General features: G+C 48.9%; 9 protein-coding genes. 6 read left to right on the top strand and 3 right to left on the bottom strand.

What is annotated here, in order from left to right; genetic code table 11:
- Positions 1-116 precede the first annotated feature (116 nt).
- Together Mal48_RS08910 and Mal48_RS08905 are read right to left on the bottom strand one after the other, a co-directional pair.
- Positions 117-1511, bottom strand: a complete 1395-nt coding sequence (locus tag Mal48_RS08910; RefSeq protein WP_231739964.1) for a sulfatase family protein — start codon at positions 1509-1511, stop codon at positions 117-119.
- A gap of 167 nt (positions 1512-1678) precedes the next feature.
- Complete coding sequence (locus tag Mal48_RS08905; protein ID WP_145198120.1) at positions 1679-2518, bottom strand: hypothetical protein; 840 nt, start codon at positions 2516-2518, stop codon at positions 1679-1681.
- A 160-nt stretch (positions 2519-2678) separates the two neighbouring features.
- Here Mal48_RS08905 and zwf point away from each other — a divergent pair, with 160 nt between their 5' ends.
- Positions 2679-4220 (top strand): glucose-6-phosphate dehydrogenase, encoded by a 1542-nt coding sequence (zwf, locus tag Mal48_RS08900; RefSeq protein ID WP_145198118.1) that lies wholly within the window; start codon positions 2679-2681, stop codon positions 4218-4220.
- Between the two features lie 135 nt (positions 4221-4355).
- A complete protein-coding gene (locus Mal48_RS08895; protein ID WP_145198116.1) occupies positions 4356-5852 on the top strand; it encodes a pyridoxal phosphate-dependent decarboxylase family protein in 1497 nt (498 codons plus the stop codon).
- Positions 5853-5954: 102 nt separating this feature from the next.
- Here the strand turns inward: Mal48_RS08895 and Mal48_RS08890 are convergent, their stop codons facing one another.
- Entirely contained in the window at positions 5955-9194 is a 3240-nt protein-coding gene (locus Mal48_RS08890; RefSeq protein ID WP_197442186.1) for a PAS domain-containing hybrid sensor histidine kinase/response regulator, read from the bottom strand.
- 353 nt (positions 9195-9547) lie between these two features.
- Between Mal48_RS08890 and Mal48_RS08885 the strand changes: the two genes are divergently transcribed.
- The 4 genes from Mal48_RS08885 (at position 9548) to carB (ending at position 18077) form a co-directional block, all read left to right on the top strand.
- Complete coding sequence (locus tag Mal48_RS08885; protein WP_145198112.1) at positions 9548-11236, top strand: GGDEF domain-containing protein; 1689 nt, start codon at positions 9548-9550, stop codon at positions 11234-11236.
- A gap of 397 nt (positions 11237-11633) precedes the next feature.
- Positions 11634-13061: a sigma 54-interacting transcriptional regulator gene (locus Mal48_RS08880; RefSeq protein WP_197442185.1), complete on the top strand. Its 1428-nt coding sequence runs from the start codon at positions 11634-11636 to the stop codon at positions 13059-13061.
- 380 nt (positions 13062-13441) lie between these two features.
- The gene (locus tag Mal48_RS08875; RefSeq protein WP_145198108.1) at positions 13442-14215 is read left to right on the top strand and encodes an undecaprenyl-diphosphate phosphatase; all 774 of its coding nucleotides are present in this window, start codon (positions 13442-13444) and stop codon (positions 14213-14215) included.
- Positions 14216-14804: 589 nt separating this feature from the next.
- Positions 14805-18077: a carbamoyl-phosphate synthase large subunit gene (gene carB / locus Mal48_RS08870; RefSeq protein ID WP_145198106.1), complete on the top strand. Its 3273-nt coding sequence runs from the start codon at positions 14805-14807 to the stop codon at positions 18075-18077.
- Positions 18078-18166: the final 89 nt, after the last annotated feature.

Here is an 18166-nt window from a genome sequence, read left to right as displayed (position 1 = left end):
CGAAAGGTGCTCTATTGATGCTGCCCCATTCAACCAGCGTTGTTCAGCCTCTTCCTTCTATGGTCTGTAACTAACCGTTGAGGAAAGAGGCTATTCCAGAGGTTATCGGACTGGTCTTACTGATTGTTCAGTCGGCCTGGTGCGCGGTAACCGGTTCCTTTGATCTTCAGCCGTGAATCCCCCAGTTCTTTGCGAGCGGCATTTGCGTACTCTTTAAGCTTCGCAACCACTTCGGGGTGCTGCTCTTTGACATCATTCTTTTCGCCGATGTCGTCACTTAAATTGTATAGGGCTAAACCTGTCTTCTCCTGTGAGTAACCGTTGGGAAGCCCATCATTGCCGGGCTCGCCCGTTAGGGAGCGATATCTGTGAGGAAAGTGCAACTTCCAATCGCCGGAACGAATGCACTGCAATTCGTTGCCCCAGTAGTAGCAGTAATATTCGTGGGGAGTTGTGGCTCCCTTCTCTCCGGACATCAACGGCCAAATATCCTTCCCGTCGATTGCATGTGCTGGCAATTTGCCATTGATCAATTTGGCAATCGTTGGAAACAGGTCGATCGTGGCTGCGAGTTCATTGCAGGTTGTCCCTGCAGGAATTTTTCCGGGCCATCTCATAATGCAAGGGACGCGAACTCCCCCTTCCCAGGCCGTCCCTTTTCCTTCACGGAGAGGCTTCGCTGACCCTGCATGATTTCCGTAGCTCATCCAGGGTCCATTATCAGAAGTGAAAATGACGAGCGTGTTCTCGTCGATTCCGTGTTGTTTTAAGCGTTCGAGAATTTGACCAACACTCCAATCGATCTCCATGATCACATCGCCATACTGACCTTGTTCGCTCTTGTTTTTAAATTTTTCCGAGACGAACAACGGAACATGCGGCATGGAATGAGCAACATATAAGAAAAAGGGATCTTCATGATTTTCATCAATAAATTTCAACGCTCGTTCCATGTACGAAGTTGTGAGGTGAACTTGGTCCTCTGGTGTCACTTTTGGATTGACAATTTTATTGCCTTCGAACATCGGTAAATCAGGAAACGCCTTACTCGTTGGGTGAAACGGCCACATGTCATTTGAATAAGGCAAGCCGTAGTAATCATCGAAGCCGTTTTGCAGAGGAAGAAACGGTTCATGGTGACCGAGGTGCCATTTTCCGTACAACGCTGTTGCATAATTTTTTTGCTTGCACAACTCTGAAATCAAGACTTCATCCTGATTGATTCCATGCGTTGAACGATGGCTCGGGGCGCCTAGCATCCCAATACGGTTTGAATAACAACCAGTCAGCAATGAGGCACGCGATGCACCACAAACCGCTTGGGAGACATAAAAGCTCGTGAATTTTCTTCCTTCTGCTGCCATTTTGTCGAGATTTGGAGTTTCAAAACCTTCCGATCCGAAACAACCAACATCTGCATAGCCTTGGTCATCAGTGAAGATGATCACAACATTCGGTGGTTGTTTCGCACTCGCGAATTGCGATGCTGAAAGGAGAGTGAAATTCGACACGAACAGCAGTGCAAAAAATGCAGTTCTATTTTGGAAGACAAAAGAATTGAGCACACCGAACTCCGAAAACGACTTAAAGGAACTGAACGTGAAGTCACAAACTCAGGCAAAGAACGAAACTTCTCACACGACGAGAAATGACGACTGAAACAAAAACGAGGCAGAAATCAAAAACCGCTTGCCCCCCCTGAAGGAGTGGCTGTCCCTGTTGATTGATTCATTTGACTGGAGGCTTGCGGACTGACAGAAAACGTTTGGAGAGCGAGTTCAATACGTTGACGGAATTGCGACGTGAAAGATTTCGGTCCGATGATCAAAACAGCTGCTTGAATATCACCAGCGAAGTGTTCGTATAAAACAGCTTGAACCGGTGGGCCGCTCCCTTCTGCTGTCGAAATAAATCGAATCACCGAATAACGTTTGGGGGCAATGAACTTTGAGTTTGGGCTGCCCGATGGCGGGACAGTCAGTCCATATCGAATATTATCTCCCGCCTGATTTGCCTCGCCGTCAGGGATAATGACATCAAATGCTCTCGCCAGTTCAGCTTCGAGGTCATCCATGAATTCCATCGGCTCTTGTGTCAATGCTCCATCGGTCAGTTTGAAACGACTATGATTGGTCAACACATAGATTCGAGAGTCGATCTGCTCTCCAGACTCCCCCGGAAGAAAAGCCTGCCAAGCCTCAATGATCCCCGGTAACTCGATCCCTAGCAACTCCTGTGGCTGACGTTGATCCGGTCCTGGAAACGTGTTGCCATCCTCGTCTTGCAGAATTTCAGGCTTCGCCATCGGGACTTTAAACGGAATTGGGAGTTTCAGCTTGAGACCATACTGGGAGTCGACCCAGATCGGGCTGGCAAGATTCCGTTCAATTGTCTCCATGTACTCATAAAACTCGGTCGATGCCTGGAGACGTTCTTCGTATTTAGCCTGCCCACATCCAAGCCAGACCATCGCAGATAAAGCGATGAAGGCAATTTGTAGAAACGTGCTTTTCTTCACAAGCTTCCTGTTGGAAAAAGGAATAGGGGCCAATTCTTGTATCGCTCTGTTCATGTTCATCGTTTCAACAAGGAAAGTCTGCTGACATTGTTCACGGAATTGGTAAAGATACGTTCTCACACACTTAGATTTCCACTACACAGCTGTAAATAGATTTTACATGAACGCTCAATCCAACGCTGCAGATCTTCAAATTGATGATGTGACCGTCATGATCTTCGGGGCCTCTGGTGATTTAACCGGACGAAAATTGATCCCCGCGCTCTTCAAGCTCTTCAAAAATGGCTTCCTCAGTGAAAAATGTCTCATTGTGGGAGTGGCTCGGCGTGAGAAGACTGATGAATCATTCCGTGAGGAAATGAAAGCGGAACTCGGCGAAGTCATTTCACAAGAAACAATTGAAGAGTACTGGAATCAATTCGCTTCGATGCTCCATTACTCACAGACTGACCTCATGAATGTGGAGGATTACTCTGCATTGAAGGAGCAGGTCGAGACGCTGGAAGAACAGCGGAACCTCCCCGGGCACAGAGTGGTCTACCTGGCGACTTCTTCGAGCCTGTTTTTGCCATCGATTCAGAATCTCTCCAATGCTGGGATGGTTCCGCGTGAAGCAAAGAAACTTCGCTGTGTCATTGAAAAGCCGTTCGGCCACGATCTGGAATCTTCCAAAGAGTTGAGTAGCAATCTCAGTCAGATTCTTAATGAAGACCAGATTTACCGAATCGACCATTATCTTGGTAAAGAGACAGTTCAAAACATTTTGCTCTTCAGGTTTGGAAATGCGATTTTCGAACCGCTTTTCAACCGCAATCACATTGAGCACGTACAAATTACGGTTGCAGAAACTCAAGGGATCGAAGGGGGGCGTGGGGGGTACTATGACGAATCCGGAGCTCTGCGAGATGTTTTGCAAAACCATGCACTCCAACTTCTCTGTCTCGTGGCAATGGAACCTCCATCGCTCTTCGAAGCTGAGCACATTCGAGACGAGAAGCTGAAAGTTCTGCAAACTCTAAAACCAGGCCGACCGGGCAGCGTGGAGGAATGGGCTGTTGCCGGGCAGTACGCAGCGAGTTCTATTCGAGGTGAAAAAGCCAAAGCATATCTGGATGAGGATCGGATCGATGCCGACTCTCGAACCGAAACGTATGTCGCCATAGAAGCAAACATTGATAACTGGCGCTGGGCGGGAGTTCCGTTCTATCTGCGCACAGGAAAACGCCTGCCAGCGCGTGTTACGGAAATTGCCATTCAATTCAAACTCCCTCCGCTGCACCTGTTCACAACAGTGGAATGTGAAGGAAGTCTGTGCGAGGCAGCGAATGCACAGCACAATTCACTTATCTTTCGAATTCAACCTCACGAAGCGATCTCTATTTCCTTCTCCACTAAACGACCGGGAATGCAGTATCAGGTGCAGCCGGTCGATATGGATTTCGAGTTTGGAGAATCATTCGGAATGGAGCTCCCCGAAGCTTACGAGCGTTTACTTCTCGATGTCATGCGGGAAGATTCCACCTTATTCACTCGCAGCGATGAACTCGAAGCTGCCTGGAAGTTTGTCGATCCGATATTGCAGCTCTGGTCCGGCAAAGATCATCGGCCTGAACTTTACCCCGCAGGAACCTGGGGACCGAAGGGAGCGAATCAACTTCTCTCAAGAAACGGACATTACTGGAGAGCCCCGACAGGAAAGTAACTCGATATTTACTCATCATTCAGATCAAATTGCTTGATCGTTTTCCCGTGAATAACGGGTTTCATCAATGAAAAGTTCCTCTTCGCGAAGCAGATTGCGAATACGATTTCAAAGCTGCTCTACTGCAAATGACCAATGCCTACTGACTCGCTGAACACCGCACGGCAACGTATTCAAGCTGCCTATTCTCCAGAGGTTTTCCAATCATTGGGAGAGTCTTTGATCTCGCGTTTGGGAGTTCACCTTGGTGAACTCCAACAGCGCGGACAGTCTGTACTGAATTGGAATCTTCCCGAAGAGAACTTATCGGTTGCGCGTGAGTGCCTGCAGCGATCCAAAACCTCAGACGATCTTCTGAATCGGTTTCAAGACTTGATTGAGACGGCAATTGAACGCGGCCACAACCTCCATCACCCGCGTTACATTGGACATCAAGTTCCCGCATCGGTTCCTTTGGCAGGACTTTTTGATGCACTCGGCTCCATTACGAATCAGGTGATGGCGATCTACGAAATGGGACCGTGGGCGACCTCTGTTGAGAAGGCACTTATTGAACGCTGGGGAGAAGTCATTGGACTCGCTCCTGGAACGTTCGCTGGATTGGTGACACATGGAGGGTCGCTGGCAAATCTGACAGCGTTATTGACTGCCAGAAATATTTCTCTGAAAAATTCGTGGACACAAGGAGTTCAGAACGCAAACTTGCCAGTGCTGGTTGCAAACGCAGACTCACACTACTGCGTCACACGTTCTGCTGGGATCTTAGGGCTGGGAACCGAACAGGTCATTAAAGTTCGGCTTGACCATCGACGCCGGATGGATGCAACGGCACTCGATGAAACTTTGACTCAACTGAGGAAACGAAACACTCCAATCGTAGCTGTCTCTGCGAGTGCCTGTGCAACACTTATCGGTGCCTTTGATCCACTGCAGGAGATTGCAGATGTCTGCGAAAGGCACGGAGTCTGGATGCATGTTGATGCTGCACATGGAGGTGCTGTCTCCATGAGCAAAAAACATGCTCATTTAATTGATGGAATCACCCGCGCGGACAGTTTTATTTGTGATGCACACAAAACACTGTTTGTCCCCGCTCTCTGTGCGTTCGTGTTCTACCGGGACAAGCAACACCGCTTCGAAACATTTCAACAAGATGCCCCGTACTTGTTCGATCCTTCTGCCCCCGGCATGGCAGACGTCGATGGCGGAATGATGACGATTGAATGCACAAAACGGGCAGCGACCTATGGGCTTTGGGGAGTTTGGTCCATGCTGGGGCAACAAATCTTTGAAGACTTGATCGACGTAACATTTGCAACGACTCAGCTGCTCTATCAGAAACTGCGTGCTGAAAAGGATTTTGAACCACTGCACGAACCAGAATGCAACATTCAGGTCTTCCGATATCTCCCGGATGAAAAATACGGACTCGACTCCAAAGCGATTTGCGAATTGAATCGCCAGATTCGCCGAACCTTAATGGAGTCCGGCGAGTTCTATCTTGTCCAGACAAACCTGGATGGAATCGGAACTTTGCGGACAACGGTCATGAATCCACTTACGAATGAAGAGGATTTAGACCAGTTGTTCTCATCGATTCGCAGAACAGCCGAGGAAATCCTGAGTCAGTAAGGTTGAATTCCAACACTCTTCAGATCGTACCTTTGCCTCGATGTGTGTTGTTGCATTGTTGAACACAAGCAAAATTGACCACAAAGAGTGCTCCGTGTTCCGTTACTTCTTCTGCTGGAGATGGCGTTTCACTTCCTCAACGACCCTTGGAAAGATCTGCGCAAACTCCTGATAGATCGCCTCGGACTCATCCCATTTTTCTTCATGGGTGAGCGATTCAAGTTGTGCCGCCAGTTCACTACTTGGAGCTCCAAGGGTTCTCAAGCTTCCTTTCAGAGTATGTGCGTATCGGTTCGCAATTGATTGATCTTTTTCTGTAATCGCAGTCTCCAGTTTCTGAAAAATACCCGGGGACTCAATTAGAAAAGCATCTGCGACATCGAAGGCCAGTTCTTCGTCCTGATACGTATTCTTAAGCAGGACATCCCAGTCCAAAACGTTTTGCTCCTCGGAGTTATTGGCTGGCGAAGATGCAGGTTTTTCAGAAGTGGATGCCTCATCCACCGGGAGACGATTGAAGAATTTTGCAATCACTGTCGCGAGTTCCAAAGGACGAACTGGCTTCGAGACGTACTCGTCCATCCCCGATTCGATGCAACGCTCACGGTCTCCCTTCATGGCATGAGCGGTCATCGCAACAATTGGGAACTTCGGCAATCTATTTTCTGCTTGAAGCGCCCGAATCTCTTTTGTTGCTCCGAGTCCGTCCAGTTCTGGCATCTGAACGTCCATCAGAACGATGTCAAACGTGTCACTTTGAATCGCATCAACAGCTTCACGACCATTGTTTGCAACCGTAACGGAATGGTTCCATTTTGAAAGGAGTCCGACTGCGAGCTTCTGATTTGCCAGACTGTCTTCAGCGAGGAGAATTTTCAGAGGCCGAGTTCTCGGAATCGCCTCCTCCGTACTTGCATCCGAATCGACGATTGAGGAGACGTCGATATCGACGGCTGCCATGATGGCATCAAACAGATCCGACTGCTTAATCGGCTTCGTTAAGTATGATTTGATCGACAACTCTTCACACCGCCGGATATCCTCAGCTCGGTCGAGCGAGGTCAGCATCATGACAATCGTACTGCCGAGATGTTCGTCGTCTTTAATCTTTTCCGCCAACGTGAATCCATCAACATCGGGCATACTCGCATCGGTAATCACCAAATCAAACGGAGTTCCGTTGTTGAACGCTTCCTTCAACTGCTGTACCGCCAGCGAAACGTTTTCAACCGCAACGGGGTCCATGCGCCAGTTCGTACACATTTCATTCAAGATCTGACGATTGGTTTTATTGTCGTCCACAATCAAGACATGAAGCCCTTCCAGCGAGGCCGATTCGCGTAGGGACTTTGGAACTTCATCTCTTGTCGCATGCTCAAAGAGTGCAGAAAAGTGAAATGTTGAACCTTTTCCGAGTTTGCTTTCGATCCAAATTTTCCCGCCCATTAAGTTCACCAGCCGAGAAGAAATGGTCAGCCCTAAACCAGTTCCTCCAAACTCTCTCGTCGTCGACATATCGGCTTGTTCAAAAGCATTGAAAACACGGGCTTGCGTTTCTGGCGTCATCCCGACTCCAGTGTCTGAAACTCGAAAGTGAAGACGAATCTGGTTTTCGGAATCCTCTTCAACTGAAACGTCCAGAATGACTTCGCCCTTGTGAGTAAACTTAATGGCATTCCCAAGTAAGTTGACGATCACCTGCCGCAACCGCAGGGCATCGCCACGGACGTATGGAGGGACTTCAGGAGAGATGTGATAGGCGAGTTCGAGCTGTTTTGAATGAGCACGTAAAGCCAACGGTTTCACAGAATCCCCCAGCCATTCGCGCAAGTCGATCGGATACGATTCCAATTCAAATCGTCCTGACTCAATCTTCGAGAAATCGAGAATATCGTTAATAATCCCAAGCAAAGATTCGGCTGAGTTGAGTACGGTTTCCAGGTAATCACGTTGTTGAGCAGTCAGCTCGGTGTCCAGGACTAATTCTGACATTCCAATGATGGCATTCATTGGCGTACGAATTTCATGACTCATATTTGCCAGGAATTCACTCTTCGCACGGTTCGCCACTTCCGCAGCCTCTTTGGCAGACTGCAATTCTTGCTCAGCTTTCTTCCGCTTTGTGATGTCCCGAGCAATTCCGACAAGTCCGACGACTTCGTTTCGATGATTCGTCAATGCGACTTTGGTCGTCAGCAACCATCTTCGCGACCCATCTGCCAGTAGGTTTTCTTCTTCGCGATTGATCAATGGCTTGCGAGTTTTCATTACTTGCAAATCGTCATCACGATACGCTTGAGCAAGTTCACGTGGCGAAAACTCAAAGTCATTTTTTCCAACGAGTTCCTGCTCGCTCTTTTTTCCGTACATACTGGTCAACGCCCGGTTGACAGTCACGAAGTTCCCTTCTTTATCTTTAATGAAGACAAAGTCGGGCAGGTGATCGATCAGAGTTCTCAATCGATCTCGCTCGTGTTCCAGTTGAGTGGCAATCTCGTGATGATGTGTGATGTCACGAGAAATCCCCATCGTCCCAATGATTGTTCCGTCAGGTTTTCGTAGTGGCATCTTCGTTGCCGAAACCCACGTCACCCTCCCGTCAGGCCAAACCAATCGTTCTTCGACATCAATGAGACCATTTCCAGACTCAAGGATCTTCTTCTCAGCTTCTTGAGCCTTCAAAGCGTGTTCTCTGGGGAAGTAGTCGAAGTCCGATTTCCCAATCGCTTCGTCGGGAGAACTGAGCCCGGAACGAGATGCTTTTGCCTGATTGATGCGTATGTAGAGACCTTTATCATCCTTGAAGTAAATGTTATCCGGGATGACAGACATCAATTCATCAACAAGCATCTTTTCGTTTTCAAAAGCTGCCTGAGTTTTTTCGCGGCATTCGACTTCACGCTGCAAATCGTCAAATGCAACCTGCAGCTCATTGGTCCGTTCTTGAATACGATGATCAAGTTTGACATTTGCTGCCCGCAATTGTTCTTCACAAACCTTTCTCTGGTAACCAAGTATCGCAGTTGTCCAAATCACGAAAATTGTCAGTACGGTATTCGCAATCTGACCGAGCTCTTTTGTTCCCCAGTCGTGAGGTCGAATGGCATATCCAAACAGACAGAGCAGGGTGACAATGGCTGCCACCACGAGGATGATGCGTTTCTGGGGAGAAGAGAATGCCAAGACAAGAACAGCAACGTAGAGCAACCCGAAGGAGATCCCAACCTCGCCGAATGTTCCCCACCGATGGATTAGTGTCTCGAGAACTGCAATTCCGACGGAGAGCAGAATTGTACTCACTAAAACAGTTGGAAAAGTGTTTTGCGACTGTTGTTCCGTCATCTTGACTGACTCACCCAAATTGTTCGCTATTGATGTGAGACGATTGTAACAATCTTCTCGGTCTGTTGTCCGCGTGCAACATGAAAAAAAGAGAGTTTCAGCATTATCACCTCGCATTTCGTCCTACGGACTCTCTAGCATCGTGTGAGTTCGATTTCTTAATTTGACTTCTCGAGAATTGTGAAACAGAGCTTCATGTTCTGTCTCGTGGAGATGAGCAATTCAGCAAAGAACGGCATGCTCCACGGAGAAGGAAAAAACGAATCTGTTTCGTCGATTTGCCGAAGAGCGAAAAGAAATTGACGTGGGCAAGCAACGCAAGTTCATACTCAATCGCAAACAGGACTGACGCGGTGGTGACATTACAGACAGATGCGCTCAATCTGATCGGGCTGATGGTTGCAGGAAGTTTCGTCTCAGGGCTTCTCTTGTGGTCAAGATTTCGCTACCTGCAAGACCAGTCCAATCAACTTCTCAAGGAATTGGCTGAAGTTCAGCAGACGTCGAAGAAGTCGAGAAAAAAGTGCGAGAAGTTTGAGTTCGAAGTGGACTGGCTGAAGCTGGCTCAACTCCAACACAGATCAGAGATTCATTTCCTGAACCTCTGGAAGAGTTCGTGCGAGAACCCAGAAGCCTGTTTGGCTTGGCTGGTCTTAAACGGCGACACTCTTGAAGCAACTGACCATTCGCAACAGTCGCCGGATGTTGTCGCCTGTTTCCCTGAACATTTAAACTATTTCTGCATTGAGAGAAGCTCGCAACAAAATCGGTTTCAGGAACTTCCAGAACATATTGAAAAACTCCATCTCTTCCGCTGCGCCCACGATTCGCCAGAGAGACTGATTCTGATTGTTTCTCAGTTGCCCTGTTTCGCAACTGAACGTATTGACCTTGAACGCTTGTCGGAACTCACCGGCTTCGTCAAGAACACATCACGCACTCTCACCACTGCGGATGCCTCTCTCGATGAAAACCTGGAAGATCTCATCGCCCGCGAGATGCTTGAAATTCGGTCTCTACTCGATGTCGAATTTCAATCACCAACAGAAATGATGGAAGGGTTTTTGAATAAGCTCGCTTGTTTATCCGGCTACGAATTCGCGAGCCTGTACTTGAGTGAAACAGATTCGTTGAAGGTCGAGGAACTCTCCCATTTCGCAAGCGGCGGAATTCTACAGGGTCAAACGTCTCAAGAATCTTGGAATGAATCCGAACAAAAATATCTTCAATCGACTGACCCTGCCTTTGACCAACCTTTAATCATCACTCCGGAATCGATCCTGGAATGCGATAAAGAAATCCCATTCCGATGCGGGTTACTGATCCCTGTTCGCCACGAGCAGGAATCGATCGGTCTTCTGTTCCTGACGCACTCTGACTCGACCATGCCTTCAGATGAAGATGCCCGACTGATCGAATGGGCATCGACGTTCTTGATTCAAACTCTGAACAAAGAACTCACACGTACCGAAATCATGGACCAGGCGCGGCGAGACCCCCTGACTCACCTCGCCAATCGACGGACCTTCGACCTTGAACTCGACCGTCTCATGCAGCACGCAAATCATGCGAACGAACCGCTCAGCCTGGTCCTGGTTGACATTGACCACTTTAAGGCCGTCAACGATCAGTTCGGGCACCCAACCGGCGATGTTGTCCTACAGCAAGTCGCAAACATCCTGGCACAAACCACCAATGAGCTTCGAGTGACCGATCATGCCATCGCTGCAAGGTACGGTGGGGAAGAGTTCGCGCTGATTTTGCCGAACATCGGTGAACAGGGAGCCGTACGTATTGCTAACCAAATCCGTGAGGCCATCGCAGATCAAAAGATTCAAACCGCAAGGACCAGTCTCTCAGTCACAGCATCCTTCGGCGTCGCAGCTTTTCGTGGAGTCGAACTACAACCTTCGGAGTTGATTCAGCTCTCTGATGTCGCACTGTATCAGGCAAAAAATTCTGGTCGAAATCAAGTTTGCTCAGCTCGAGAGCTTTTGAGTCAGCATCCTGAAATCGGCAGCAAACCTTTCTCAAAGTCATAAAGACTCAAACCTCCCCACCTCACCTCATCGTGCTGAACATGAGGCATTCCTTGGATTTCCCACCCATTATTTGGCATTTGCGCCGCATTACCCACCCGACCGCTACCAGTCGTTGAAACCGCATAAAAACACTAGACAGAACAGCCATCACCCCGTCCGTAAACGGGTGGTTACATTGTGCGGACAGTGGGCAACAACAATTCACTTCTGAGTGTAAACACGTCAACGATGCTCAACACCCTTCATCGATCATGTCGAATCTTCAATTGAGCACCACACTTTGAGTGGCAACTAGATTTTCGGTCAATTCCGAACCGTCTGCCGAGTTCGAGATTGCCATCCGCCATTCAATTCGGGCTATGAAGGATAGTTGATGTCACACTTGCGGAGTCATTCGATGCGAAGCGGAATTGCATTTACCAAAGATTGCCAACTCTACAACGACTTACAAAAGGAGGTTTGTGAGACCGACATCTCTTTAAAGTTTTTCGATCATGCTGAAGAGGCTCTCGTTGCTCTTCAATCGGGTGGTGTGGGCACAATTTTCATTGACGTCAGGGCGAATGAAGTCGACTCAGAAACTGTTGCTCTCATCAAAGCAATCGCGAATCGAGCTGTCCCTAAACTTAATGTGATCACCGTCGGAAGCACGGCGTTTCCAGTCGGCTGTGCCTCTGAACTCTTTTTAATTTCGGCTTGCCATCTTGAGTATACAAATGATCGAAGACTAAACCCCTGTGGGAGGTACCTGAACGGAATTGCTGACGAGAACTCCTTGCGAGAACTTCTCAATAGCCAGAAGGTTCAGTCGATTCCTAAGCTGCACACGCTCGAAGGCGGAGAGACTGCGCTCAAAACTCGTGAGCCATCATTCTATGAAGTACTACAAGACCTGAAACGGATCGCTCACCGCAATGTCACGATTCTGATCATCGGCGAGACGGGGACAGGAAAAACAACTCTGGCCCGGATCATCCATGAACGCTCAACACGACGTGAGCAACCATTTCAACACCTCGCATGTGGAGCTCTCCCCGGAGATCTCATTGAAAGTGAACTCTTCGGTCACGTTAAAGGATCGTTCACCGGTGCGGATAGAAATAAAATTGGCCGATTTCAGGCAGCGGGCAAGGGAACGTTACTGCTGGACGAAATTGACGTCCTCGACGTGAAGCAACAGGCGAAGCTTCTCAAAGTCATTGAGACCGGTGAATATGAGATGGTCGGCTCAACAGAGCAAATGATCTCCGAAGCCAGACTCATTACCGCTTCGAACATCAACCTGGAAGACCTGACCGAATCCTCCGGTTTCCGATCGGATCTCTACTATCGTCTCAGTGTGCTGGAGTTCAGATTATTCCCGCTGCGTGACCGTGTGGTCGACATTGTCCCGCTCGCGATGCAGTTTGTCTCAGAATGCTGTCAGGAGCATGACATTGAAATCAATCTTGTCGAGCGAGACTTCTTCGATGCCGTCTGCCGCTACAAATGGCCGGGAAATATTCGTGAGTTGAAAAACCATGTCCGACGGGCAGTCTTGTTTGCTGAAGAGGGTCGCCTCCAAGCCAAAGATCTCTCATCAAAAATTACTCAGTTTCAGTTCAGCAACATGGAGCCTTTTACAGATTTGGACGAGAAAAAGTCTCTCGCGACCCAGGTCGCAAAAAACGAACGGGAATTGCTCATACAAGCTTTGCAAGTGAACGGAAATAACCGAACACAAACCGCGAAATCTCTGGGAATCAGCAGAGTCGGACTTTACAAGAAATTGCGCCGCCATGGTTTAATCGAAAAAGACGCAAGCGATCTTCGCAAGGCTTCGTAATAACCAAAACTCTGAAAATGAGCGAGTCGTGGCGAGTCGTGGCTGTTCGCAAGTCGCAGAAGAACCTGATCCAGAAACCTGACTTTGCTCTCTCGGATATGGAGAGAAGTTGTGATTCCATAGGTTTTGAGACTGCTTTCAGAGCATCTTTCGAATTGGTTTGCAGGTTCTGCCTCGTGGCGAACAGCATTTTTGTTAGTGAAATGCGTTCTTCACGGGCACACAGCAGAGCAATCTGCCCGAAAGAACTGTCAAATTGCCTCTGGGCGCCTCGTCGCTCATGGATTATTTGATATTCTGTTGCCAACCAGCTTCGAACAAGCCTGGTTGCTTTTCAGCCTGTAACACTACTCAGTAAGACCGAACCGGATTCACAGATCATGCAAACTTGGGAAGTGATCATCCTGGGAATCGTACAAGGAATTGCTGAGTTTCTGCCAATCAGTTCCTCGGGCCATCTGGTCATTCTCGAATCTCTTCTCGGTGGAGACTTAGAGAACCTTGAGCTGAACATTACTCTGCATTTCGGAACGCTCTTGTCCATCCTGGTTGTTTTTCGCAAGGACCTGCTTCCGGTTCTCTCCAATTTCAAATTAATGACATCAATCGTGATCGCTACTCTGCCAGTGGTCGTCACAGGTTTACTCCTGAAGTCAAAATTTGAAGCAGCCTCTTCTCATGCAATCTACGCCGGCTTCGGCTTATTGATCACTTCGATGCTTCTCTTTGTGACTCCCCGGATCGATGTGGGTGAGAGGCAACTTTCTGAGATCCGTTATCGAGACGCATTCGTGATCGGCCTCTTCCAGGCAATCGCTCCCATGCCTGGAATTTCTCGTTCCGGCAGTACAATCGTGGGTGCACTTTTAATGGGAGTCAAACGAGAAGCAGCTGCGAGCTTTAGCTTTTACATCGCGGTTCCAGCCCTTCTGGGGGCTACGATTTTGACTCTCAAAGACCTGCTCGAAGAGGGCTCTGCAGGAACACCACTGACAACGATCGCCATCGGGACCTTCTTTGCGTTCATTGTCGGAGTCGCTGCGTTGAAACTACTCCTTAAACTGGTCGCAGCCGGAAAACTAGCGATGTTCGGCTTCTACTGCCTTGCTCTCGGAAGCATTGTTATTGCCAGTTCAATGCTCGGCTGGCTCTAACCGCCCCCCGGAATACGTACTCGTGATTTGCGACATGAAAGCCAGTCACGAACAACAAACAGTACATCGATGAGCCGGACCTCTCCAAGTCCACCCAACGACACATTTCATTACAAATCCAACTCGGCAATCCAGCCTCACCCAATCATCTCCTGTCCGGAGTTGATGAATTATGCTCAGCAGGCACTCCAAGTGCCTGCTGAGCTCCCTCTCAATTGCCTGCTTTGACGACAATAAAATTCTTTCTCTCAATCATTCTCAAATCAGTGAGAACAATTACGTCTGCCGATTCTCTCTGATTTTATATTAGAAATCTCTGTTCAGTCCGATTCTCAATTTTCCAATTGAGTGAATTCTCATAAGCAGAATCGCTGCACGCTTGAATCACGCTGTCAGCTTGTTAGCTTTTTAGAAATTTGCGCAAATATGGTTTTTGAGAGACGGTTCGAGACAAAAGCTGTACGACTGTGCACATTTCTCGTGAATTGGGGATCATCTTTTTAGAAATTTTGCCCATTCGGGAAATGATGTCGATGCGCGTTCCTCGTCCCGGAACTTTTGGGATGCCCTCAGCTGGAAGTGACATAACGTGCCACGCCGTGACGATATCAAGAAGATTTTGATTATTGGATCAGGACCGATTGTGATCGGCCAAGCCTGCGAGTTCGACTATTCAGGAACGCAAGCTTGCAAAGCCCTCCGCGACGAGGGCTACGAAGTGATCCTGGTGAATTCCAATCCTGCAACCATTATGACTGATCCCGAAACTGCGGATCGGACATACATTGAGCCAATCACCTGGCAGTATGTGGCGAAAATCCTCGAGAAGGAACGCCCTGACGCTCTATTGCCCACACTCGGTGGTCAAACAGGATTGAATACAGCGATGGACCTGCATCGTCGTGGCATCCTCGACCAGCTTGGTGTCGAAATGATCGGAGCCCGAGCTGATGTCATTGCTAAGGCAGAAGGTCGTGAGTCCTTTAAAGAAGCAATGGTCAAAATCGGCTTGGACGTTCCATCGTCGTTTGTCGTCCACAACATGGACGAAGCCCAGGCTGCTCTGAAAGAGATTGGTTTGCCAATCATCATTCGTCCAAGTTACACCTTGGGTGGTAGTGGTGGTGGAATTGCGTACAACAAAGAAGAATTTGCAGAGAAAGTACGTAACGGATTGAAACTCTCTCCAACAACCGAAGTTCTCCTCGAGGAATCGGTGTTGGGTTGGAAAGAGTACGAGATGGAAGTGATGCGTGATCACGCTGACAATTGCGTCATCATTTGCGCCATCGAAAACTTCGACCCAATGGGAGTTCACACGGGTGACTCCATCACCGTCGCACCTTCACAAACTCTCACCGATAAAGAATACCAACGGATGCGGGATGCCACCTTGGCCTGTATGCGTGAGATTGGTGTCGAAACGGGTGGCTCGAATGTGCAATTCTCGGTCAATCCGAAAAATGGTCGGATGTGTGTGATCGAAATGAACCCGCGCGTCAGTCGCTCAAGTGCATTGGCTTCCAAAGCGACAGGTTTCCCGATTGCAAAAATCGCCGCCAAGCTCGCAGTTGGTTATCGTCTCGACGAAATCCCTAACGATATCACTCGTGAAACGATGGCCTGCTTTGAGCCGACAATTGATTATGTAGTCACCAAATTTCCTCGCTGGACATTCGAAAAGTTCCCAGACGCAGAATCGACGCTCACCATCCAAATGAAGTCCGTCGGCGAAACAATGGCGATTGGCAGGACTTTTAAAGAGTCGTTCCAAAAAGCGCTACGTGGTCTGGAAATTGGGCATTTCGGCTTCGGAGGTGGAAAGAAAGATCTTTGGGGTACTGAGAAGCAGCCTCCTGTCGAAGAGATTCGCAGCATGCTTGCGACCCCGAACGCGGAGCGGGTTTTCTACCTCCGCTATGCAATGAAAGCCGGTTTCTCAATCGATGAAATTTTCCAACTGACAGCCATCGACCCCTGGTTCCTGAGCCAACTGAAAGGGATCGTAGACTTCGAAGAAAAAATTCGCGAAGTCAACTCGCTCAGTGAAGTCTCCGAAGACCTGATGCGGAAAGCCAAACAGCTCGGATTCTCTGATCGCCAACTTGCTGACTGGTGGCAAACTTCTGAAATAGATGTCCGCCTGCACCGCAAAGAGCAAGGCATCACTGCAACATTCAAGCAGGTCGACACCTGTGCAGCTGAATTTGAAGCGCACACACCTTACTACTACAGCACTTATGAAACTGAAGACGAAGCCCCAGGACCGAACAGCGAAAAGAAACGCATTATCATCCTCGGCGGAGGACCAAATCGAATCGGGCAGGGGATTGAGTTTGACTATTGCTGCTGTCACGCAGCCTTTGCAATGGCCGATCTGGGCATTGAAAGTGTGATGATCAACTCGAATCCGGAAACGGTTTCGACCGACTACGACACATCTGACTTGCTCTTCTTTGAGCCGTTAACAACGGAAGATGTGCTGAATGTTTGTGACCGCCTGCAACCCGACGGCGTCATCGTCCAGTTCGGCGGACAAACACCACTCAACCTCGCACGAGGTTTGGAAGCTGCTGGTGTGCCGATTATCGGAACGAGCCCGGATATGATCGACGCTGCCGAAGACCGTGAACGGTTCCAGGCGATCCTCAATAAATTGAAAATTCGCCAACCGCCGAATGGCCTCGCCACAGATGTCGAAGGTGCACGTGCAGTCGCAAATCGAATTGGCTTCCCGGTCCTCGTTCGTCCCAGCTACGTACTTGGTGGACGAGCCATGGAGATTTGCTATGAAGAAAACGAACTCGTCCGTTACATGACGGAAGCTGTTGACGCCAGTCCTGACCATCCAGTCCTGATCGACAAATTCCTGCAAGATGCAATTGAGGTCGACGTCGATGCCATTTCCGATGGGGAGACAACTCTTGTCGGAGGTGTCATGGAGCACATCGAAGAAGCTGGCGTCCACAGCGGGGACTCAGCCTGTGCACTCCCTCCATACTCGCTTCCGCAAAGTGTGATTGACGAAATTAAACAATCCACTTACGCACTCGCAGAAGAGCTGCAAGTGCGTGGACTGATGAATATTCAGTTCGCGGTCAAGAAGTCTGATTCCGGATCGGACTACGAAGTTTACATTCTCGAAGTGAACCCGCGAGCATCGCGAACATCACCATTTGTCTCGAAAGCAACAGGGCTTTCTCTGGCGAAAATGGCAGCCAAGGTCATGGCAGGCGTCTCTCTGAAAGAGCAGGGGATCACGACTGAAGTCTGGCCAAAGCATACTTCGGTCAAGGAAAGTGTGTTCCCGTTTTCTCGATTCCCCGGAGTCGACATTATTCTCGGACCAGAGATGCGGTCGACAGGCGAAGTCATGGGAATCGACAACACATTCCCAGCCGCCTTTGCGAAAAGCCAACAGGCAGCCGGAGTCGAGCTTCCTCGTGAGGGAACCGTCTTCATCAGTATGTCTGGCGGACATAAAGAGGCGATGATCGAACCGGTTCGGCGGTTAGAAAAACTTGGATTTCGTATTATCTCCACCGCTGGAACAGCACAAGTTTTCAACGCTGCCGGAATCAAAGTCGAAACAGTCAAGAAGGTTCAGGAAGGACGCCCCAACCTGCTCGACATGATGGTGAATGGCGATGTGCAATTCATCTTCAACACTCCAAGCGGGAAGGGAAGTCGTACGGAGGAAGGACGAATTCGTGCAGCTGCTGTTTCCTACGGAGTTCCTTGTGCAACAACGCTTCCCGGCTGCGAAGCGATGGTGAAGGCAATCGAATACTTATTCGATCACCCAACTCCACAAGTCCGATCGATTCATGAATGGCACGAAGAACAAGCAGCGTTAACGTAGAACACCTTTTAAACTGGTTTTCAGTGTCGATTAGCCCTTGGTGGTGAGTTACCCCGGGGGGAAGTCAACGACCATCCAGGATGCAGCGA

This window comes from Thalassoglobus polymorphus (assembly GCF_007744255.1).
In the GTDB taxonomy this organism is placed as follows: Bacteria; Planctomycetota; Planctomycetia; order Planctomycetales; family Planctomycetaceae; genus Thalassoglobus; species Thalassoglobus polymorphus.
The sequence above is the reverse complement of the archived record's forward strand: the minus strand, read 5'-3'. Positions and strand labels throughout refer to the sequence as shown.

Bases quoted from the DNA above. Each gene is read 5' to 3' on its own strand.
- zwf (WP_145198118.1), top strand. From the start codon at position 2,679: ATGAACGCTCAATCCAACGCTGCAGATCTTCAAATTGATGATGTGACC.
- Mal48_RS08895 (WP_145198116.1), top strand. From the start codon at position 4,356: ATGCCTACTGACTCGCTGAACACCGCACGGCAACGTATTCAAGCTGCC.
- Mal48_RS08890 (WP_197442186.1), bottom strand. From the start codon at position 9,194: ATGACGGAACAACAGTCGCAAAACACTTTTCCAACTGTTTTAGTGAGT.
- Mal48_RS08880 (WP_197442185.1), top strand. From the start codon at position 11,634: ATGCGAAGCGGAATTGCATTTACCAAAGATTGCCAACTCTACAACGAC.
- Mal48_RS08875 (WP_145198108.1), top strand. From the start codon at position 13,442: ATGCAAACTTGGGAAGTGATCATCCTGGGAATCGTACAAGGAATTGCT.